This window comes from Nocardiopsis nanhaiensis (genome assembly GCF_054778635.1).
Map to the genome: position 1 here is coordinate 1 of NZ_BAAGZJ010000116.1, position 20,727 is coordinate 20,727.

Here is a 20,727-nt window from a genome sequence, read left to right on the forward strand (position 1 = left end):
CCCTTCATCGTTGGTGTGGAGGTCGTGGTTGGTCATTGTCACCGTGGTGGTTGCCTGTTCTCGCCCTGCTTGTGTCAGTTAGTGAAGGTTATCCCTTGGTGTCCCACTTGAGCCTGACACAGAGGGGATCGCCACGAAGACCTCGCCTACATCACCCATCCACTTTTCGGCGGAGTTGCCGAAGATGGCGAGACCTTCTTGGCCAGTGGCGTGCTTCCACCAGACGAGTTGCTCTCCCAGTATGAACGGATCTCCGGGCTGTACGTGGACGAGGAGCGGTTGCGGTGGTTCTCCGTGCTCGTGACCTACTCTGCGCTCCTCCGAACGCTGGCCACTCCGTACCGCGTCGCCCGCCTCGGGAGGTCGCATCAGGACATCCTGCTGGCCAGGCTTGAAGGTGTGACGCCCCTGCTCACCCAGCAGCTGATCAAGCAGCTCGAGAAAGTGCTCTGAACGATGGATTACACCCGCAACACCATGCGCGCCGCAATCAAGAGTCTGGAGTCCGTGATCATCCCGGCTGTTGAGGCCACGGCGCAGGCCCAGGCGATCGAGCAGGCACGCTTGGTCTCCGACTTCCTCCGATTCGCCGAGCAGCGGGTCCACATGATCGCTGATCGCGAGCGGCATCAGCTGCTCCACGCTGTACGTCTGGCCACCACACTGGAACCCCTGCTAGATGGCACCGATGTGCAAGACCAGCTGAGCGACGCCCGCGCCCGAGCGGAGCGTCTGCTTACGGACCCGCAGCGAGACTGCGAGTCAGTGCGTCGGCAAACCTCGGAGCTAGATGCCGCCATTCGCCTGGTCACCGAGGGCGCTCTAAGTGGAGAGAGTCGACTCGCAGTTGGTCGGGCGATTCTCCGTGCATCGCTCGAGCAGAGCACTGTCGATCGCGCATGGTTGCTGCCTTTGGGCTTCGATCCGGACCCTGAGGCTCTTCCGGATATTGCGAAGGAGCTGAGCGCTCCCGTGCCCTCAAGAGAGTCTGCCGGCTGAGCAAACGCGTCCGAGCTACCTTGCCAACGTCGCTCGAAAAGTGTCTCCGTCCCCATACCGGTGGTGGCTTAGGGCAGCAGGGCGTTCCGCTCGGTGGCGTGTGACGGCGAAGAACTCCTGAGGATTGTCTTCGCCGGACTGCTCCCCCTGAACATCGAGAACATCGATCACGGCCACGTTTCCTGACTGCGTGGCCCCGATCAACTGGCCCCCTGACCGGTCTGCGGTGTCCAGTCCGAGAGCGTGCACGCCTACCATCAGCGCACACCCGCAGACACCCCGTCGATGGCAGGAACGTGCACGTCCTGGTGCGAGTACGGCGCCAGAAGTGCCGAGCTCGCGGCTGCCCCCGCCAGAGGATCCGAGAACAGCTCCCCGGCATCCTGACCCGATACCACCGGCGCACACCCCGGCTCACCTCCCAGATCGGCGCAGTAGCACGGGAGCTTGAGAGAGAAGTCTCGCCAAGGCCTTCAGCGAGCTGCTCCTAGCCGACCCTTACCAGCTCATACCCGAGGAGGATCAGACCCTCACAGGTCTGGCCGGGCATCTCCGGAGTTGGCTCGCCTGGCCGACCACATCGACGGTTTCGCCCGGCTCCTGGAACCCGCCTCGGGCCGCGCTCAGGCCCTGCCGAGTGGATCGCTGAGGTTTGTGGGGGACCGCCCCCACCTTCGCGCCTCCACTCGCAGAGTCGGCCAGAACCGGGCCGCGGTCGACGCGGCTCTGCCCTGTTCATCCACGACGGTGGCACCGGGGGGTGAATACGAGATACGCAGCTGACCAGACGCCAGATGATACGGGCAAGCCGGTTTTCTGTTGCTCCGTCATGGAACCCTCCTGCAGCGAAGTCACCGACCGGCACCACCGAACGTGGGACAGAGGTCTTAACTTGACACACTCACGGGCTCGGGTGGAATGACGCCCCTACACCGCCCCTGTCAGGAGCGGGAAGACGATGATTCCGATGCTGGCGATGATGAAGTAGGCCACGAACATAACGAGGCAGTAACCCCACAGGTCACGAAGTCCCAGCCCGGTCACCCCGAGCGCTGGCAGGGCGAAGAACGGGTTGAAGAGGTTGGCCCACATGTCCCCGAGCGTGTAACCGGCTACCACGACCGGTATGGCTACGTCGTGTTCGTTGGCCAACTGCACGAGGATGTCGCCCTGGACACCCCAGCCACCCCCCGCGGAGGGAATGAAGATACTCAGGAATCCGGTCGAGAGGAAACTGGCGAACCCCGCCGTTGCTGGCGTGGACACGCTGGTCAGAGCGACCGCGACCGTAGTGGCCAGGCCTGAGAGCACCATCATCCCCATGATGCCCGCATAGAAGTGGAACTGCAGGATGATGCCCGCGGCGCTGCGCACACCGTCCACCACAACCTCGAAGTACTTGGCCAGACTGCCGTGCAGTGCGATGCCCAGCATGAGGAAGGCGAAGTTGAGGAAGTTCAGGTCAAGGTCAAACCCGCGCTCGGTGAACCACTGCACGGACACGATCGCGCCAGCCAGGACGAGTGTGTAGGCGACCACCCGACTGTGGTCGACACGCGCTCCGAACCCAAGACTGCGTAGGGATTGCTTATCACCCGTGCCGGTGCCTGCCCCCGCTGCTGCACGCTGTTCACTATCCACCTCTTCCGGTGCGGTGGATTCGAGGCTGGTACCGCGCATGCGTTTGGGCTGCATGGCCGTGAAAATCAGGACCGTGGCCGCCAGCAGTAGCGCAGCGGTGCCGAACAGGGTCGGATGAAAGATCGTCTCTGTGAGTGGAACGAGCCCGATTTCCTCCTCAAGGAAGTGGCCCGGGGTGTTGATCAACAGCGGCACCGTCACGGTCAGCCCTGCGGGGAGTACGGCGACCGCGGAACCGTAGGCGGCGGCTACGAGGAAAGGGAAATCGACTTGCCGGTGCCGTCGAAGTTCACGTACGAATATCGGACCTAGGATGAAGCCCAGGCCCCAGCTGATATAAGCGGCGACTGCGGCAACGGTCATCGTTGTGTACAGGGCCTGCCGATTCGTAGTGATTCGCTTGGCGACCCAAGAAATCACCTTTTGGACCGGTGGCGCGACTGCGATGCAATAACCGGTAATGACAATCATCGTCATCTGCATCGAAAATTCCAGGAAGTCCCAGAATCCCGCGAACCAGTGATCGAGCATGGCCAGCGGCGTTTCGCGCTCGACCACGATGCCGAGAGCGAGTGTCAGGAAGGTCAGCAGGATCGCGAACGTGAAGGTGCTCGGCAGGATCTTGCGCACGAGACGGCTTGTCGCTTCCGACACAGTTACGAGCATCAGAATCTCCCTAGTCTCAGATCGTGAACAGGGCCCCTGTCACTGCTGGAGGCCTGTCGGGCAGGCTCGCTTGGAACTGTGGACTTCTGAACACCCCACCGAGCGCCGAGCCCCGGGGCGCATAAGTGAGGAGTACGCCCGGTTCAATACCGAGCGCCATTGCTTGATGCCGCAGGCGCTCATGTGGCCGTCGACGAAATCGAAGCGGCCCCCGGTTTCATCTCCCCTGGAAAATAGGCAGCTGCCTTGCGCAGGATCTCGTGCCCCGTAGTGAGTTCGGCGATCTAGGCGCGCAATCTCGCGTTCTCCTCTGTCAGGCCCTCTTCGACAGCAGCGATGTTGGACCAGGTCGGATGGGAGTGGTGATCTGGGCGGAACGTGTTTCATTGTTCTTGCGGATCCCGTTGCTTTGTGTCTCGCGGTTGGTGCCGAGTTCATCGGCAGTGTGCGTGTTCGTCAAGCATGAATCGGAGCGGTGCAAGGCTACGGTGTCGGGCTGGAATCGGTTGAGTAGTACTCCATGAGCATTGGGTGAGCTCTCACGCTGTTTCCAATGAGGTGATCTCAGCAAGTTCTATGCCGACCGCCCGTGCTCGAATTGTGTGAGAACAAGCGCGGCCTTGACCAGGTCACCGATCTTTCCTGGACTGGCGGTGATGTGTTGCAACAACCGCCACCGCTGGGTGAGAAGCGCGAAGCCACGCTCACCCAAACAGCGCACTCCGCGGTGAAGACGGTTGTGGGTGCGGTTACCGATAGCCAAGGGCGGGCCCGTGACCGGTTGCTTGACGGGGGTGATGATGCCGATGCCCGCACCTTGGTATCCGGCATCGGCCAAGGTCACCAGCCCAGCGGCAGCCGCGGCGTGCAGCGCTCCCAGGACGTGGGTGCGGGCCGCGGACAGGTCGTGCACCGACCCGGGCTCGACCTGGGAGACAAAGAGCGGGAACCCGTCCGGTCCCATCAGGCCTTGGACGTTACCGCCGTGGGTGTGGGCTTTTCCGGAGTACCACAGGTCGACTTCCTTTCCCCTGGTGTTGGTGGTCTTTTCCGAGCAGCGGTCGGTGGGGATGACGATTCCGTCCAGGACGAGGTGGTTCAGTCCCTGCTCGGTGGCCTGGCACAGGGCTTGGTGGAGGTCGGGGGCTTGGTCGGCGAGCACGGTGGTGCCCTCGTCGATGTAGCGGTAGGCGGTGGCGCGGGAGATGCCGTGGTCGGTGGCCAGGCGGTGGGCATCGGTGCGGTCGCGAAAGTGGCGCAGGACCAGGATGGCTTGGTGGTGGCAGCTCAGCGCTCGGGTGTTGGCGCGTGTGCCCAGGGTGCGGCGGTGGGAGCGCAGGAGGCAGGCCAGGTGGCGAACGAGTTCCGCCGGGACGTCGAGTGTGGCACGATAGGTGACCAACGGAGCCTTTCAGGTGTTCGAGGGTTTTCTTCGCAGATACCTCTTCTACCTGGGGCTCCGTTCTTTTGTCAGGCGATCGGCGAATTATCCCCTGGTGCCGCCTTCGTGCCTTGGTGTCGCGATCAGCCATTAATTCTTGCTGAGATCACCTCAATGTCAGATTTGTTAACAAATCGGAGAAATGTCCGATTCAGATGCAGGCCGCAACCGGTTCGACTCCTATCCGCTCGCGGGCAACCGAGCCCCGAGAGTAGCTTCACCACCCCGCGCAGCCCCTATCGGTAGCAGCTTGGACGCCGGAGCTCACAGTGGCCGCGGTTGTCGACTCCGATGGCGATCAGCAAGCCAAGCCAGGCGCAGCTGAACCAGATGCGTGTGGATGAAGTGTTTTTGGACTGACCCTTGAGTTTGGACAGTTCAAATGATTCTATGGACGGCGGGCGTGACCCGCATCACCCAGTACGTGCGTCGAGCGACGCCCGCCGTCTAAATCCTTGGAGTTTCCATGAGCTCAAGTGGCTTGACACTGGTCCGGGCACGGGTCGGCCATCGCAATAGATGGTGGTACGTCGTCACCGGATTCGTGACCCTGCTGTTCGGCACCAGCACCGTCAACGTGCTGGTCAACGTGCTCGCGACACCCATGACCGAGGAATTCGGGTGGGATCGCAGCGTCATGACCAACGGGCTCTCCCTGCAGACCGTGATGGTCGGCATCAGCATCGTGGCCCTGGGCTTCCTCATCGACCGCTACGGCCCCCGCATCCCGTCCGTTCCCATGTCCTTGGGCTTCGGGGGCGGGATCATGCTCATGGCGGCGCTACCGAACAGCGAGTTCCTCTACTACCTGCTGTGCTTCTTCGTCGGCGCCAGCGCTGGTGCGGTCAATCCGGTCGCCCATTCCGCTGTCGTCAGCGCATGGTTCAAGAACGGCCGCGGACTGGCGATCGGCATCCTCATGACCGGGCTGGGCGCTTGCGGCGTGATGATGCCCTACCTCGCCAGCTGGGTGCTCGCCTGGGGCGGATGGCGGATGACATTTCTCGTCATCGGGGCACTGTGCATGATCATCCCGGCCTCCGTATACGCATTCGTCACGAAGATGCCCGCAGAGCACGATGCCGAGCGCCGAGCGGCTCGCAAGAAGGGGACCACCGCGGGCGAGTCCCTGCTCACCATCGCACGGAAGTACCGTCAGTTCTGGCTGCTGTCCATCGCGATCTTCTTGGTCTCCTCGGCGACCTTCGGCCTGATGGGCCAGACGGTCCCCCTGACCACGGACAAGGGCGTGGACGCTGTCACAGCGGTGACCGTCCTCTCTGTTCTGTCCCTGAGTTCGATCGCGGCCCGGTTCATCGTCGGCTTCCTCCTGGACCTGTTCTACGCTCCCATGGTCAGCGCCGTCATCTTCTCCCTGTGCGGCGTCGGTGTCTTCCTCCTGATCACCTCCCCCGACATAGGCCTGATCTTCCTCGGCGCCGCCCTGGTCGGCCTGGGGCTGGGCGCCGAAGGCGATGTGGCGGCCTACATGTGCAGCCGTTACTTCCCGCAGCACTCCTACGGCCGGGTCCTCGGATTCGTGTACTTCCTCTACGCGCAAGGCTCTGCGTTCGGGATCTTCCTGCTCGGTCAGATCCACAGTGCCACCGGCTCCTACCAGGCTGGGGCGCTGCCCATCATCCTCATGGTGGCCGTCGCGATCATCTGCCTTCTGTTCATGGGCCCCTACCGGTTCACGCTGGACCACCATGAGGCGGTAACCGAGGCACAGCCCGCTCCAGTAGGCGCGGATCCAGCACAGCCCGCCGGGGGGACCGCTGGAGGATCTGATGAGAGACCGGTTTAGTCAGGACCGTATAGATAAGGGCTCTGTCCCCATTCCGACTCTGTCCCACGTTCGGTGGTGGTTCGTACCGGGTCTGATGGAGGATCTCAATCCTGGGAAGGATGAGAGACATGGCAGCACCGAGGAAGTCCCCCGATGGCCGATGCCACCACACCCGGAGCCTTCGCGGGCACGCTGCGGTTGATGTCGATCGATGGCATCACCCTGGATGTAGCCGACACCCAGGCCAATAGCGACCACTACCGGCATACGCCTGGCCGAGCTGGCCGGTCTCAAGCTCAGCGACGTTTCCCTGGACAAGCGGCGGGCCTTCGTCACCGGCAAGGGCGACAAGAGTCGGCACGTGAAGTTCACGCACGCCCCACCAAGGACCTGGACCGCCACCTTCGTCAGCGCGCCCAGCACCCGGACACGCACATGCCGTTCCTGTGGCTGTCGCGGAAGGGCGGGGCGCTGACCCCGTCGGAGATCTCCCAGATGCTCTACCGCCCCTCGGGCCGGGCCAACGTGGCCAACGCGAACACGCACCGGTACCGGCACGACTTCTCGCACCGGTACCTGGCAGGGGGAGGGCACCCGGAGGACCTGCAGGAGCTCAACGGGTGGGAGTCGGCGCAGATGGTGCGCCACTACGGCCGGTCCGCGGCCGCTGAGCGGGCGCAGCGCCACTACGACCGGGTGATGTGCGGGACCGGATAGTTCCGCCGCCGGGGGTGCTCGGGCGAGCACCCCCGGGAAACCGGTAACTGTTCGGTCAACCCCTGCGGTGTCAGCCCTGTGCGCGCCCTGTCAGCCTCTCCTGCCGATGTCATCCCTGGTCAGAGGCGTATCGGTGCGGTACCCCGCGCCGATAGCAGTGCATCTTGCTCTCCTGCTGGACGCCGTCGTCAGCCGGGTGTGCGCGCGGTGTGAGCGCGCTGCGAGCCGTCCGTCCGTGGCCGGTCAGCCCGTTGTTAGCCGCCCCCCTTGTGGTGGGTCTCGTCCTGATGACCCATCACAAGGGGGAGAGACACCATGGCCGGACTTCTTGCAGCCACCGAGCGCGAGTTCCTGCGCCTGGACCTGGAGATCAGCGCACTGGGTGAGCTGGTCCAGCCCTACACCGACGTACGCCCCACGGACCTGGCGGAGCTGCGTGCCCTGCTGCTGGACGGCACGCTCGCCCGCGAAGTGCGCGACCGGGTCTGGCGCCAGGTGATCCGGGAGGCCCGCGACTACGAGGAGTGGATGGTCGCCGCCCTGGGCTTGGCCATGCCTGCCCTGCGCTCGTGCGCGAAGCAGCTGTGCGAGGGCCTGGACCGGCACCAGGCCGACGAGGTGCGCGCCGAACTCGTGGCCGGGTTCGTCAACGCGGTTCGGCAGGTCAACGAGTCCTGGTACCGCCTGCCCTGGATGCTGCGCTGCCGCGCCCTGCGGGCAGGACTGCGCGCACGCAAAGCGCTCCAGAGCGAGCAGGCGGTGAAGCCCCACCGGCACGACGGGCCGCCCTGCTCAGCCGGCAGCCCCGACGAGGTCCTCGAACGCGCGGTCGCCCGAGGCCTGCTGCGCCGTGAGGAGGCCGACCTGATCGGGCGAACACGCCTGGAGGGCGCCTCGCTGGTCTCGGTAGCCCGAGAACAGGGCCAGACCTACTGGAAGCTCGCCAAAATCCGCTCCCGCGCCGAGCAGCGGCTGGCCCGCGGCCTGACACGACCTCCTGCTGAAGGCGAGCTCACAGCGGCCTGAACGGCACGGCCCACCGGGGCGGATGCCGTTGCTCGCGCATGCGCCCCGGTCTTGCTCAACCACGGCGTAACACCTGCTCGGGGGTGGCGGGATGAAGGACACAAGAGCACGGAGCAGACGTGTTCTCGCGGACGCGGCCCTGGTACTGGCCGCGGTGCCGGTGCTGTTGGTCGGCGGTGCTTCGGCGGCCTTCGCCGACCCCGCCAGCCTGCACTTCTCCGAGCTGGCAGACGTGATCCGCCGCCTCACGCGCCTGGGGCAGATGCTCGCGGTGTCGGTCTCCAGCTTCTTCGTGGTGGTCGCCGGGCTGCGCTGGATCATGGCGGGGGGAGACCCAGGGGAGATCGACAAGGCCAAGAACGCCCTCAAGGGGGCGGCGATCGGCTACCTCGTCGCGATGGTCGGCGAGGTCATCCTGATCGCCCTGGACTACGTCACCGAATACGAGTCCCTGTGAGCACGCCGCGGGAGCCCGAACCGGGCGGTGGAGGCGGGGGAGGAAGCAGGGGCGGGGAACCGCCGGACCTGGCCGAGGAGTACGGGGACGTCTTCGACTGCGGCGCACTCGAGGTCTCCTGCCACATCAGCAAGTGGTTCCACGGCCTGGTCGTGGACATCCTCGAACCGCTCTTCGGCTGGGTGGCCGAGAAGATGTTCACCACCCCGGCCCCCACCGAGGGCATCAGCGGGATCTGGGACGGCGCGGTCACTACCGTCAACATTCTCTACGCCCTGCTGGTCCTGGCTGTCGCTTTCGTGGTCATGGCCCACCACAGCCTCCAGTCCCAGTTCGGCGCGCGGGAGCTTCTACCTCGGCTGGTGGTGGGGTGGGTGGCCGCCAACGTGTCGCTGACCGTGGTGGCCCTGGCCGCCGAAGTCTCCACCGCCGTCGCCACGGCGATCGTCGCCAGCGGCATCGACTCGGGTGTGGCCGCGCAGAACCTGCGTGAGAAGACCATTCCGGCCCTGAGCCAGGAGAGCACGGTCATCGTCCTTTTCCTGGTGGTGTTCGTCGTCCTGCTGGTGCTCTGGCTGGTCGTTGAGATCATCCGCATCGTCATCGTGATCCTGCTCATGGTCGGCGGACCGCTCATGCTCGCCTTCCACGCGCTGCCCTATACCAACCGGGTCGCGCAGATGTGGTGGCGCGCGCTGGGCGCGGTGATGCTCGTTCCGGTCGCGCAGGCGATCGCCTACGTGGCTCTGGTCCGTGTGTTCTTCGAGGGGGATACCGCGGCCTTCTTCGGCATGGCCGACGTGATGAGCGGAGAAGCGGACCTGGTGGATCTCGCCCTGCTCCTGGTGCTTGTCTACGTCCAGATCCGCATCCCGATGTGGGCCTACAAAGCCGTCTGGTCCCCGCCTGCTGCGCGCGTGCCCGGGGCAGGCCTGGCCAAGACCGCGGCAACGGCCTTGGCGTTGGGCGCGATCACGGGCGGAGCGGCGGGAACCGCGGCCGCTGGCGGGGCCCGGACGAGGCGGATCGGACATCTATTGCGCAGACGCCCGGGCGGCTCCACAACACAGGCCCACACCGCTGCCCTGCCGCGAAGAGCGCGTACCTGGCGCTTCGGCAGTCCCGGAACCCACCATGGGGGCGGCCCAACCCGGACCACCCAGCCGCACACTCCGAGGGCAGGCAGACCGACCCCGCGTCCACCTCAGGGGCCGACTCCGGGCGGGAACCCGCCCGCGCCCCGGCCAGGCCCCCGGATCCCTGTGCCTCCGCACCGGCCAGGCTCCCGCGACTCGTCGCCTCCGCACCAGCCCACCACCGTGCCCACACCCCAACGGTTGCTGGGCAGGCACCGGCAACCGCACCGGCCAGGACAGCCGCCCTCCGGGAGGACTCAGCCGAAAGCCGCGCACGGCAGGCCTCGCCAACACACCAGTGGCGCTCACCCGACTCCAGCCCAGACCGGCTCGGGTGCACACGGCCCACCATCGCCCCCGCGCTGGCGCAGCCCTGCCACGTGGTCTCCGAGACGGCGATCAGGAGGCACCCACCGCAGGCCCCGCCCGCCTTCACAACGCCGGTGGTGGCGCCGATGACCCGACCTACCAGCCCTGAGGAGGAGTGACCGTGGACAAGGACTCGACCTGGCAAGCGCGCATCCCCGCCGACATCGACCGGCCCGAACCGCTGCTGTGGAACCTGACCGCACACCAGCTCTTGGTGATCAGTCCCGCGCTGCTGGCCTGCTGGGGCCTGTTCACCGCGGCCTTCGGCCGACTGCCCCTGTGGTTGCTGATCACCATGATGGTGGTGCTGGTGGGCAGCGCCTGGGTGCTGGCCTGCGGCCGCAGGGACGGCATCGGACTCGACCAGATGGCCCTGCTGGCCCTCCGGTGGCGCGCCCTGCCCCGCCAGCGACAGCCCGACGACGCCGCTCCGCGCATCGACCGGGACGGGGTGCTCGACCTCGGCGGCCGTTCGGCGCTCATCCTGACCTGTACCAGCGTTCCCTTCCACCTCTTCTCCGGAGAGGAACAGGACCAGGTCCTGGGTACGTTCGCGGGCTTCTTGGACTCGCTCACCGAGCCGGTCCAGATCATCGTCCAACGCAGGTGGATGGACCCGACCCCGCACATTCGGCGCCTGCGAACCCGGGCCGAACAACTCCCCGCGCCGCTGCGCCGCGCCGCCAGTGCCCACGCCCGGTTCCTGGAGGACCTGCAACACCACCACGACCTCGTCCACCACCGCGTGCTGCTGGTCCTGACCGCGCACGGCGGTCCTGCCGAGGCGGGCGGGATGTTGCTGCGACGGGCCGAGGACACGGTCTCCCAGCTTGCCGCCCTCGACATCACCGCCCGTCCCTGCGACGGACCCGAGGCCGAACAGATCATCACCCACTCCCTGCGCACCGCGCACGAGCCCACCGCACCGCAGGAGGACCGATGACCCGCACACCCGCGATCCGTCTGTATCCGCGCCACCTGGAGACCGACGGCTGGCTCACCCAGACCATGGTGGCCACCGGCTACCCGCACGACGTCCGCCCCGGGTGGGCGGACCCACTGCTGGCCTTCCCCGGCAGGGTCGATATCGCCTTCCACCTGGTCCCGGTCCCCACGCAGATCGCCAGCCAGAGGCTGCGCCGCCGCCGTGCGCGCCTGGAATCGGCCTGGCGGTCGGATGCCGACCACGGGCGCTTGGACGATCCCCAGCGCACAGCGGCCGCCGACGACGCCGCCCAACTCGCCGAACGCGTCGCCATGGGGGAGAGCCGACTCTTCCACCTGGCCGTCTACATCACGGTCCACGCCCCTACCGCCGAGGCCCTGGACGCGGACCTGCGCCGTCTGCACGCCCTGGCCGGTTCCATCCTGCTGGACCTGGCGCCGACCACCTTCCGCCCCTGGCAGGGCTGGCGCTCCACTCTGCCCCTGGGGGTTGACGCCCTGGGGATGACCCGCACCGTGGACACCGAGGCCCTGGCCGCGCTGATGCCGCTCAGCGGAGCGGACCTGTCCTCGGACACCGGCCGGACCGGGGTGGTGCTGGGCGAGAACCTGCACTCCAGCGGCCTGGTCAACTGGGACCGTTTCCACGGAGGGCTGGACAACAGCAACGCGATCATCCTCGCCCGCAGCGGCAGCGGAAAGTCCTTCCTCGCCAAGACCGAACTCCTACGCTCCCTGTACACCGGGGTGCAGGTCAGCGTCATCGACCCCACCGACGAATACCTCCACCTGGCCCACGCGGTGGGCGGCAACCGCGTCCCGTTGGGCTCACCGCAGGGACGCCTGAACCCCTTCGACCTGACCGGCACCGGACCGCAGGCCTTCTTCAGCCGCACCTTGTTCCTGCAGACCCTGGTCACCGCCATGATCGGCCGCCTGGACGCCACCCAGAGCGCCCTGCTGGACCGGGCGGTCCTGCAGATCTACGCCGACCACGGCATCGACCAGGACCCGGAATCCTGGAGCCGGACCCCGCCGGTCCTGGCCGACCTGGTCACCGCCCTGCGGGACTCCGACAGCGGTACCGGTCCCACCGGAGGGGCACGTTCCCTGGCCGACCAGCTCGAACCCTTCGTCACGGGCTCGCGCAAAGGCCTCTTCGACGGCCCCACCACCGCACGCCTTACCGGCCACCTGTCGGTGATCTCCCTGCGCCACCTACCCGAAGAGCTCAAGACCGTCGGCCTGCTCACCGCCCTGGACGCCCTGTGGCGACAGGTCACCAACCCCGCCGACCGGCGCCCGCGCCTGATCACCATCGACGAGGGCTGGACCCTGCTCCGCGACCCGGTCGGAGCGCGCTACCTGTTCAACTTCGCCAAGAACTCCCGCCGACACTGGGCCGGGCTCACCCTCATCACCCAAGACGTGGCCGACCTGCTCGCCACGGACCTGGGCCGCGCCGTGGCCGCCAACGCCTCCACGCAGCTACTGCTGCGCCAGGCCCCGCAGAACCTCGACGCCGTCTGCGAGTCCTTCCACCTCTCCCAAGGGGAACGCCAGATCGTCGCCAGCGCTGAACGCGGTGTGGCGCTCCTGGCCGCGGGCCGCCACCGGGCGGTGTTCCGCGCCCTGGCCTCTCCGGTCGAACACCGGCTGATCACCACCGACCCCGTCGAGCTCGCACGTCTCCAGGGGGAGTTCTGATGCTGACAGACCTGACCTTGAACATCCCCGCCATCGCGGCGACCGTGCTCGGCGGGCTCGCCTCGTGGGTTGCCAGCGTGTTCGCGCTCCGAGCAGCCCGGTACGCCTACCTGCGCCGCGGCGCCCAGATCCTGGAAATCCACGCACCACCCGAAACCACCGTGGACCAGGCCACAGCCTTCTGGACGCACACCCTGGGGCTGTTGCGCCCACGCTGGACCCACCGGCTCCTGGCACCGCACCTGGCCTGGGAATACATCGCCTCCACCACGGGCATCCGCATTCAGATCTGGCTACCCGGCACGGTCAGCGCCCGCTCCCTCGAACGCGCTGTCCAGGCCGACTGGCCCGGAGCCACCACCCGGATCCGGCCCGCCACCACCGCCATCCCCGACGGTGCACACGTCGCAGGGGGATGGCAGCGCCTGAGTAGGGGAGACCAGTACCCGATCCGGACCAAGTTCACCGAAGACCCTCTGCGCGGGTTGCTCGGCGAACTCTCCGACCTCGCCCCCGGACAGAACGCCGTGGTCCGCATCTGCGCGCGCCCTGCCTCACCCCGCCGAGCCGCCAGCGGCCGAGCCTCCGCAGCGCAACTGCGCGGAGTGCGCACCTCCCTTCTGAACCTGCAACCCCCTGCCTCAGGGGCAGGCACCACAGTGTTCCCCGGGATTACCGACGACGTCCGAGCCATCCTCCGCAAGGCCGCCGCACCCCGCCTGGCCTGCCAAATCAGCGTCCTGGTCAGCACCGGACACACCGGAGCCGCCGTTCACCGACGCATCCGCGCACGTGCCAGCGCCATCGCCGCCTGCCTGGCCGCCTACACCTCCGGACTCAACGGGTTCCGCCGCCAGTGGACACCTATCCCCAGGCTGTGGACCAACCGTCGCTACCTGGCCCGCGGCTACCTGCTCACCACCGAGGAACTGGCCGCCCTGGCCCACCTGCCCACCGACACCGCTGTCCCCGGACTCACCAGGGCCAGCGCCCGCCGCATCGCTCCCAGCCCCGACGTCCCCCGAACCGGACGGGTTCGCGTTCTCGGAGAAGCCGACATCGGACCCGCGCGCCCGGTCGCCTACGAGGTCGCCGCCGGCCGCCACCACACCCACATCCTCGGCAAGACCGGCTCGGGCAAGAGCACACTGCTGACCAACATGGTCCTCCAGGACGCCGAAGCCGGACGCAGCGCACTCCTCCTGGACCCCCGAGGGGACCTCGTCACCGACGTACTCGACCGGCTCCCCAAGAGCGCGATCGGCACCACGGCGCTCTTCGACCCGGCCGACCCGGCACCGCCACCGAGGATCAACATCCTCCAACTCGGCAGCCCCGAACACGCCGCCGACACCGTCACCGGCATCTTCCGCAAGCTCTACGCCTCCTCCTGGGGACCCAGGATGGAAGACATCCTCCGAGCCAGCACCCTCACCCTGGCCCGAGCCCAAGACCCGTCCCTGACCATCGGAGACATCCCGCGCCTGCTGGCCGACCACTCCTTCGCCCAGCACACCCTGGCCCGACAGAGAACCGAAGACCCGGCCCTGGTGGACTTCTGGGTCTGGTACGCAGCCCAGTCCCCACAGATGCGCGCGGCTGCGACCGACCCGCTGCTCAACAAGCTCCGCTCAGTACTGCTGCGGCCGTGGGCTTCGGCTGTCCTGGCCTCCGGTGCGACCACCGTCGACCTGCCCCACCTTCTCGACCACGGCGGCCTGGTCCTCATGCGCCTATCCAAAGGACGCCTGGGGGAGGAGACCGCCGCGCTCATCGGCACCCTCACCCTGGCCGCAACCTGGCACACCATCACCGCCCGCGCCTCTGTTCCCGAACACCGACGACCCGACACCAGCCTCTACATAGACGAGGCCGCGAACTTCCTGCGACTCCCCGGATCTCTGGCCGACATGCTCGCCGAGGCCCGCGGCTACCGCGCCGCCATGGTCATCGCCCACCAAGAGCTCAGCCAGTTCCCGGCCGACACACGCGCGGCGGTACACGCCAACTGCCGCACCAAGATCCTCTTCAACTCCGCACCCGAGGACGCCGCCAAGCTCGAACGCCACACGCTTCCGCACCTGCGCGCCCACGACCTGAGTCACCTCGGCCCCTACCAAGCCGCAGTCCGAACTCTCCACGGCGCCGCCGAGCTCCCCGCCTGCACCATGCGCACCCGGCCGCTTCCGGGAGTTATCCCCAAACGAGCCGCCCAGATCCGCAAGGCCAGCAAAGCGGTCTTCAGCCCGAGGACTGCCCGAACGAAGCGCACCCGCCGACCAGACCCGCGCACCCAGGAAGGGGATTACTGATGGGGACCCGACTCACCGACCGCGACCTCCGCATCCTGCAGGCACTGGCCACCCACCGGGTCATGACCACACCCCAGGTCGGCATCGTCTTCTTCCACGGCCCCTACTCCCGCGTCGCGCAGCGCCGCATGCTCGCCTTGGCCAGGAAAGGCCTGGTCCGCCGCTTCCTGCCACCCCACCTCGAGGTGCGCCCGCCCTCCCACTGGACGCTCAGCGCCACAGGAGCCCGAACGCTGGCCGAAGCGCTCGGCACCGCCTCGAACGAGCTCGAACCCCACAGCCGAACCGACGACCGCCTGTTCCGCTCCACCCAACTCCGCCACACCGTGGGCGTGACCCAGACGTGGGTGGACCTGACCGTCAACGCCCGCAAGCTCCGCGGCACCAGCGTGCAGAAGTGGTGGCCCGAACACCGCTGTCGCCACGCCTGGGGCAACCGGGTACGTCCCGACGCCTACCTGCGCTGGAAGCAGGGCGACACGGTGGTGGACACCTTCCTGGAGTACGACACCGGAACCGAACCGCACCCCCGCCTGGCCGAGAAGCTCGACCGCTATTACCTCCTCGCCCAGAGCAGCGGACTCACCTCCACCGTGCTGTTCGTCGTCCCCTCTACCCGACGGTTGACCGCCATGTGCCGCAATCTGGCCGCACCATCGTCGGTGTCAGCACACGTGACCACCCACGAACAGCTCACCCACCCCGGCCCAGCCAGACCCATCTGGCGCCAACTCGGCGATCCCACCCACAGCGTCCGGACCCTCGCCGACCTGGGCTGACCCATGGTCAAGCTGGTCATCGCCCTAGGGTCCGGATTCCTGCTGCTCGTCGCCATCATCGGCGCGGTGGGTACCGGAGACGAGGAACGCGAGCGCATCGAGAACGCCCAGGTACCCGCTGAAGACGTGCCCGGCATCCACCCCGTCCTCCTGGACGCCTACACCACCGCCGCCCAGAATCTCGAGGAACTCCACCCCGGCTGCACCGACATGACCTGGCAGATCCTCGCCGGCATCGGCCGCGAGGAGTCCGACCACGCTGCCACGAGCACCATCTCCGACACCGGCGACACCGACCCGCCCGTCATCGGCCCGATCCTGGACGGCACCGGTGCGGGCAACAACTGGACCCCGCACTACGACACCGACGACGGCCGGTGGGACGACAACACCACCTACGACGCCGCTGTCGGGGTGACCCAGCTCCTGCCCAAGTGGTGGGCCGAACACGGGGTAGACGGAAACGACGACGGTATCGCTGACCCGCACAACGTCTACGACGCCACCGCTTCGACTACCGTCGAGCTGTGCACCAGCCACCCCGACAACCAGGTCGACTTCAGCGACGAGACCGAGCTCCGCGACGCGCTGCACCGCTACAACCCGTGGGACGTCTACGTGGACAACGTCATGTCCAACATCGCCGAGTACGAGGCCCTCCCCACCGCTGACCATGCGGTCCCCGAGGGAGGAAGCGAGAAGGGCCGCATCGCCGCGGAATGGGCCATCCAGCAGCTCGGTAAGCCCTACGTCTGGGGAGGCACAGGACCGGACGAATTCGACTGCTCGGGTTTGACCCTGCGCGCCTGGGAAGCAGCGGGGGTGGATATACCCAGAGTCACCGTCGACCAGGTCAACATCGGCACCGAAGTGCCCCTCGATGCTCTCGCACCGGGAGACCTGCTCTTCTACGACACCGGCGGCTATCCGGGCCCGCCCTCCCACGTGACGATGTACGTCGGCGACGGCCAGATGATCCACGCCCCGAGAACCGGCCAACCGATCCGCTTCGACGACGTCGCTAACAGCTACTACGACGGAAAGTTCATGTCCGCCGTGCGCCCTGGCTAATGGATTTTGAGAACCTCGCAGAAGTTTGAGTCCGGGCATGCGGAGGGAAGTACCGAGAAGGTGCACGTGCCTGAGCGCTGTGTCGTGCCTAGCTCAAGAAATGGGCACGGAGTGCACGTCCTGTCAACTTCGTTTGAAAAGTGGTTCTGGCACGGATTTGATGAAGCGCCTGCGCCGACAGGGCTCTGCTCGCGATGATGCCAGGTGTCCCTCTCCTCCCTCTTCAACCTGTTCTTCCCCCACCTGACCGGGCTCCGCATCGTCGGCGCCCTCCGCAACGGCTGGAGAGTAAGCGCCGCCGTCTTCACAGCCATCCGCACCGCCATCTTGCCCAATGTGCGTGATGTCGGCCAGCCGCGTCCACAGCCGCTACGAAAGCTGTCTGGCTGGCACCCCCATCTGAGCCCAAGAAGCCATCATCCACCTGCAGGTGCACCGGTTCTGCTGCGACCAGGACACCTGCAAGCAGGAGATATTCGCCGAACAGATCCTCGGCCTGGTGGAGGTCTCCAGCGGTCACCTGCTTCCCGATAAGTACTACTGCCTCTCACACGACCGGAAAGCCGAGTGGCGTGGGCTGAGCAGGCAGGGCGTCCCGGACCTGTACCCCCGAGGCGTGGCGGGAAGAGAATGAGGAGGTGGGCACCTGTGTTTTCCGCGACCTGAACAACGGCGACTACGGGACCGGGCCCGTCCCCGACCAGCAGCTCCGCTACGACCGCGCCGTCACGGACGTCTGCGCACGCCTGGACGACATGGAGGAGCGCTTGTCCCATGGACGCTACCTCGTGGGTGACCGCGTCACCATCACCGACATCCGCCTCTGCGCGACCTATTCCAGACTCCTGGGTCCGGCGACACTACACACTTCGACTACATTCGCGTCCACTGCTACGTTTTCGGGGCATCAACCCGACGCGGATTGTCATGGTCGGTCCTGGCTGACGAACGGGTGCCCGCGCTGGACCGAGCCCGGTGTCCCCAGGCGCCCGGGCCACCGAAGCCGACCGTCAGGACAGGGGCAACGGAATAGTCGAGCCCACGGCCTTGGTCTCCAGGTAGGTCTCCAGCCCCTCGCGTCCGCCCTGGCGCCCGATCCCGCTGGCCTTGTACCCGCCGTAAGGCGAGTCGGCGCCGTAGAAGGTGCCGCCGTTGACCGTGAACGAGCCCGTGCGTACGCCGCGGACTACCCGTGCGGCGCGCTCGGGGGTGGCGCTGAACACGGTGCCCGATAGGCCGTAACGGCTCTCGTTGGCCAAGTGGATGGCATCCTCGTCGTCGTCGAAGGGAGTGACGGCCAGAACTGGGCCGAACACCTCTTCCTGGGCGATGGTGGAGGTATTGTCCACGTCGACGATGAGGGTGGGCTCCACGAAGAACCCTTCGCCCTGGTTGGTGGGCGCGTGCCCGCCGACCAGGATGCGTCCGCTCTTCTCCGTGCGCACTGTCTCGATCAGGTCGAGGATGCGGTCGCGCTGGCGGGCGCTGACGATAGGCCCGATCAGGATGGATGGGTCGGTGGGGTCCCCATAGGAGATTTCGGTGAAGAAGGCCACCAGCGCCGCGACCGCCTCGTCGTAGTGCGAGCGGTGCACCAGCATCCGGGTGGGTAGTGCGCACCCCTGTCCCGCGTGCATGCAGGCCGCCACGGCGTTAGTGAACACAGCGGTCTGCAGGTCGGCGTCGTCCAGGACGATGCTTGCGCTCTTGCCGCCCAGTTCGAGCAGGGTGCGCTTGAAGGTAGACGCGCTTTTCTCCAGGACTAGCTGTCCTGTGGCTGTGGACCCGGTGAAGGAGACCATGTCCACGCACGGGTCGCTGAGCAGTCTCTGGGCGCCCGCGCGTTCGCGTGTGGTGAGCACGTTGACGACGCCGTCGGGAATATCAGTTCGTTCCTTGATGAGGCGTCCGACGCGAGCGGCGTTCCATGGCGTTTCGGATGCGGCTTTGACGATCACCGTGTTGCCAGTGGCCAGGGACGGGCCGAGCTTGTTCACGAGGATCTCGAACGGAAAATTCCAGGGGAGGATGGCGGCCACTACCCCGATAGCCTCCTTGAGTACCCATCGGTGGCTGATGGTCCCCATGCGCTCGGTGTCCTCGTTGCGCCAGACCCAGGGGATGGACTCAATCGCCTGCGCGGGCCACAGCAGTCCGTCGGAGAGGGGCCAGTCGAGTTGGGCTGTGTACGTGGTCGACACGGGTGCGCCGACCTCAGTGACCAGCTCGGCGCGCAGCTCTTCCTGCTCCTCGACGATGGCGTCATGCAGCTGGCGCAGGCAGCGCTGGCGGAAGGCGTGGTCGGTACTCCAATCGGTGGTGTCGAAGGCGCGCCGCGCTGCGACGATGGCCTCTTCGACGTCGGCGGGGGAGGCGTCGGCCATCACGCCCGCCACCTGACCGGTGGCCGGGTTGAGGACGTCGAGGGTCTTACCGTTTTCGGCCGGGCGGAGTCGCCCGTCGATGAGGAGCCGCTGCTCGTGGGTGGGGTTCGCCTGGTTCATCGGTGTCTCCTACAGCTCGGGAACGGAGAGCTGACCGGTAGTGACACCGCTGGTGCCGCCGCCGTCGGTGAGGATGGGGGCGCCGGTGATGGCGCCTGCACGGTCGCTGTTGAGGAAGAGCAGCACGTCGGCCTGCTCGCGCGGGGTCTGGTGTCGTCCCAGGGCGATCGGATAGTTGTCCATGAACCTTTCACTGGTCGTGGCCACGAAGTCGGGGGACATGGGCGTAGCCGTGGGGCCGGGTAGGATGGCGTTCTGTCGGATGGCGCGCTTGGCCAGGATCGTGGACGACCACATGGTCCACACGATCAAGGCTTCCTTCGACGCTGAGTAGGGGTGCCAGCTGTAAGTGTCAGGGTTCGCTTCGAACCACGCCTTGGCCGCCGCGTAGTCGGCGGTCTGGGCGAGCTCCTTCCAAGGCCCGAGACGGTCGGCCCACCTGACCCCGCCTTGTGAGGTGACGGTGGAGATGGTGCCGCCGTCGGGCATGCGCTCGGTCACGCGGTCTGTAAGGTGGCGGACCCCGGCGTAGTTGATGAGCATCGTGTCCAACTGCGAGGTGTGGTTGCCGGGCACCCCCACGCAGTTGAAGAGGGTGTGGATTGGTCCGCTTATCGCGGCCAGGGCGCTGTCGATCGCGTCGGGGTCCTTCAAATCGGCGTTTTGGTGGCTGGCGACCTTGACCGAGGGCTCCTTGAGGTCGAGGACATGGACCTCGGCCCCGAGTTCCACGAGTCCCTCGACGACGGCAGCTCCCATTCCGGAGCCACCGCCTCCGGTGACCACTGCGGTGCGGCCGTCGTACTCGTAGTCGTTGACGAACATGGTTGCCCTCCTGGGGGTCTCGTTGGTGCGCGGGCAGTCTGTTTTCTGCACGTGGGGACACCGTTCGTGTTGTCAGGGTTCATGTGGCTCAATCCCGCTGATTAACCGGGATTGACCGAACGCAACAGCAGCTGGGAGACGTCGACGACCTCGAGCGACTCCTTGGCCTCACCGGAGGACTTCTTCTCGTTGATCGCGTCGCCGAGCATGACCTGGCAGAACGGGCACGCGGTGGAGACGGTGTCCGGGTTGGTCGTCAGCGCCTCGTCCACACGCTCGGTGTTGATGCGCTTGCCGATCCGCTCCTCCATCCACATGCGGGCACCACCGGCGCCGCAGCAGA

Annotated in this window: 19 protein-coding genes; 14 read left to right on the forward strand and 5 right to left on the reverse strand. The window is 66.7% G+C overall.

Annotation, left to right across the window (positions count from 1 at the left end; genetic code table 11):
• The first annotated feature begins 228 nt into the window (after positions 1–228).
• On the forward strand, positions 229–453 hold the full coding sequence (locus ACYVD1_RS32270; protein WP_460778251.1) for a hypothetical protein: 225 nt from the start codon (positions 229–231) through the stop codon (positions 451–453).
• A 3-nt stretch (positions 454–456) separates the two neighbouring features.
• On the forward strand, positions 457–999 hold the full coding sequence (locus ACYVD1_RS32275; RefSeq protein WP_460756871.1) for a hypothetical protein: 543 nt from the start codon (positions 457–459) through the stop codon (positions 997–999).
• A 927-nt stretch (positions 1,000–1,926) separates the two neighbouring features.
• Here the strand turns inward: ACYVD1_RS32275 and ACYVD1_RS32280 are convergent.
• On the reverse strand, positions 1,927–3,306 hold the full coding sequence (locus ACYVD1_RS32280) for a short-chain fatty acid transporter (RefSeq protein ID WP_460756874.1): 1,380 nt from the start codon (positions 3,304–3,306) through the stop codon (positions 1,927–1,929).
• 574 nt (positions 3,307–3,880) lie between these two features.
• Positions 3,881–4,708: a transposase family protein gene (locus ACYVD1_RS32285; protein WP_460756880.1), complete on the reverse strand. Its 828-nt coding sequence runs from the start codon at positions 4,706–4,708 to the stop codon at positions 3,881–3,883.
• Positions 4,709–5,213: 505 nt separating this feature from the next.
• Here ACYVD1_RS32285 and ACYVD1_RS32290 point away from each other — a divergent pair.
• The 12 genes from ACYVD1_RS32290 to ACYVD1_RS32345 all read left to right on the forward strand — a co-directional run bounded on the left by ACYVD1_RS32290 (position 5,214) and on the right by ACYVD1_RS32345 (position 17,689).
• The gene (locus tag ACYVD1_RS32290) at positions 5,214–6,554 is read left to right on the forward strand and encodes an MFS transporter (RefSeq protein ID WP_460756884.1); all 1,341 of its coding nucleotides are present in this window, start codon (positions 5,214–5,216) and stop codon (positions 6,552–6,554) included.
• A gap of 262 nt (positions 6,555–6,816) precedes the next feature.
• Positions 6,817–7,011, forward strand: a complete 195-nt coding sequence (locus ACYVD1_RS32295) for a hypothetical protein (protein WP_460756925.1) — start codon at positions 6,817–6,819, stop codon at positions 7,009–7,011.
• Entirely contained in the window at positions 6,972–7,253 is a 282-nt protein-coding gene (locus tag ACYVD1_RS32300) for a tyrosine-type recombinase/integrase (protein WP_460756888.1), read from the forward strand. The genes ACYVD1_RS32295 and ACYVD1_RS32300 overlap by 40 nt, the downstream gene beginning before the upstream one ends.
• Before the next feature lie 315 nt (positions 7,254–7,568).
• Positions 7,569–8,279, forward strand: coding sequence for a hypothetical protein (locus tag ACYVD1_RS32305; protein ID WP_460756891.1), 711 nt, complete (start codon positions 7,569–7,571; stop codon positions 8,277–8,279).
• A 91-nt stretch (positions 8,280–8,370) separates the two neighbouring features.
• A complete protein-coding gene (locus ACYVD1_RS32310; RefSeq protein ID WP_460756895.1) occupies positions 8,371–8,736 on the forward strand; it encodes a pilin in 366 nt (121 codons plus the stop codon).
• Positions 8,733–10,331 carry a hypothetical protein gene (locus tag ACYVD1_RS32315; protein ID WP_460756899.1) on the forward strand — a complete coding sequence of 533 codons (1,599 nt, stop codon included), beginning with the start codon at positions 8,733–8,735 and terminating at the stop codon, positions 10,329–10,331. Before ACYVD1_RS32310 ends, ACYVD1_RS32315 begins: the two co-directional genes overlap by 4 nt.
• A 31-nt stretch (positions 10,332–10,362) precedes the next feature.
• Positions 10,363–11,184 carry a PrgI family protein gene (locus ACYVD1_RS32320; protein WP_460756906.1) on the forward strand — a complete coding sequence of 274 codons (822 nt, stop codon included), beginning with the start codon at positions 10,363–10,365 and terminating at the stop codon, positions 11,182–11,184.
• Entirely contained in the window at positions 11,181–12,893 is a 1,713-nt protein-coding gene (locus tag ACYVD1_RS32325; RefSeq protein WP_460756910.1) for a VirB4 family type IV secretion system protein, read from the forward strand. The genes ACYVD1_RS32320 and ACYVD1_RS32325 overlap by 4 nt, the downstream gene beginning before the upstream one ends.
• Positions 12,893–15,205: a type IV secretory system conjugative DNA transfer family protein gene (locus ACYVD1_RS32330; RefSeq protein WP_460778252.1), complete on the forward strand. Its 2,313-nt coding sequence runs from the start codon at positions 12,893–12,895 to the stop codon at positions 15,203–15,205. The genes ACYVD1_RS32325 and ACYVD1_RS32330 overlap by 1 nt, the downstream gene beginning before the upstream one ends.
• Entirely contained in the window at positions 15,205–15,984 is a 780-nt protein-coding gene (locus ACYVD1_RS32335; protein ID WP_460756919.1) for a replication-relaxation family protein, read from the forward strand. The genes ACYVD1_RS32330 and ACYVD1_RS32335 overlap by 1 nt, the downstream gene beginning before the upstream one ends.
• 3 nt (positions 15,985–15,987) lie before the next feature.
• Positions 15,988–17,055 carry a C40 family peptidase gene (locus ACYVD1_RS32340; protein ID WP_460756922.1) on the forward strand — a complete coding sequence of 356 codons (1,068 nt, stop codon included), beginning with the start codon at positions 15,988–15,990 and terminating at the stop codon, positions 17,053–17,055.
• A 430-nt stretch (positions 17,056–17,485) separates the two neighbouring features.
• Complete coding sequence (locus ACYVD1_RS32345; protein ID WP_460764045.1) at positions 17,486–17,689, forward strand: hypothetical protein; 204 nt, start codon at positions 17,486–17,488, stop codon at positions 17,687–17,689.
• Between the two features lie 376 nt (positions 17,690–18,065).
• Here ACYVD1_RS32345 and ACYVD1_RS32350 read toward each other — a convergent pair whose 3' ends face one another.
• From ACYVD1_RS32350 to ACYVD1_RS32360, 3 genes are all read right to left on the reverse strand, one after another.
• Positions 18,066–19,559 (reverse strand): aldehyde dehydrogenase family protein, encoded by a 1,494-nt coding sequence (locus ACYVD1_RS32350; RefSeq protein ID WP_460764041.1) that lies wholly within the window; start codon positions 19,557–19,559, stop codon positions 18,066–18,068.
• 9 nt (positions 19,560–19,568) lie between these two features.
• Entirely contained in the window at positions 19,569–20,384 is an 816-nt protein-coding gene (locus ACYVD1_RS32355; RefSeq protein WP_460764036.1) for an SDR family oxidoreductase, read from the reverse strand.
• Positions 20,385–20,485: 101 nt separating this feature from the next.
• Positions 20,486–20,727 (reverse strand): heterodisulfide reductase-related iron-sulfur binding cluster (locus ACYVD1_RS32360; protein ID WP_460778253.1); only part of this gene is annotated, 242 nt, incomplete at its 5' end.

Coding starts and splice junctions, on each gene's coding strand:
- ACYVD1_RS32335 (WP_460756919.1), top strand. CDS start 15,205: ATGGGGACCCGACTCACCGACCGCGACCTCCGCATCCTGCAGGCACTG.
- ACYVD1_RS32305 (WP_460756891.1), top strand. CDS start 7,569: ATGGCCGGACTTCTTGCAGCCACCGAGCGCGAGTTCCTGCGCCTGGAC.
- ACYVD1_RS32280 (WP_460756874.1), bottom strand. CDS start 3,306: ATGCTCGTAACTGTGTCGGAAGCGACAAGCCGTCTCGTGCGCAAGATC.
- ACYVD1_RS32300 (WP_460756888.1), top strand. CDS start 6,972: ATGCCGTTCCTGTGGCTGTCGCGGAAGGGCGGGGCGCTGACCCCGTCG.
- ACYVD1_RS32310 (WP_460756895.1), top strand. CDS start 8,371: ATGAAGGACACAAGAGCACGGAGCAGACGTGTTCTCGCGGACGCGGCC.
- ACYVD1_RS32330 (WP_460778252.1), top strand. CDS start 12,893: ATGCTGACAGACCTGACCTTGAACATCCCCGCCATCGCGGCGACCGTG.
- ACYVD1_RS32275 (WP_460756871.1), top strand. CDS start 457: ATGGATTACACCCGCAACACCATGCGCGCCGCAATCAAGAGTCTGGAG.
- ACYVD1_RS32350 (WP_460764041.1), bottom strand. CDS start 19,559: ATGAACCAGGCGAACCCCACCCACGAGCAGCGGCTCCTCATCGACGGG.
- ACYVD1_RS32290 (WP_460756884.1), top strand. CDS start 5,214: ATGAGCTCAAGTGGCTTGACACTGGTCCGGGCACGGGTCGGCCATCGC.
- ACYVD1_RS32355 (WP_460764036.1), bottom strand. CDS start 20,384: ATGTTCGTCAACGACTACGAGTACGACGGCCGCACCGCAGTGGTCACC.
- ACYVD1_RS32325 (WP_460756910.1), top strand. CDS start 11,181: ATGACCCGCACACCCGCGATCCGTCTGTATCCGCGCCACCTGGAGACC.
- ACYVD1_RS32340 (WP_460756922.1), top strand. CDS start 15,988: ATGGTCAAGCTGGTCATCGCCCTAGGGTCCGGATTCCTGCTGCTCGTC.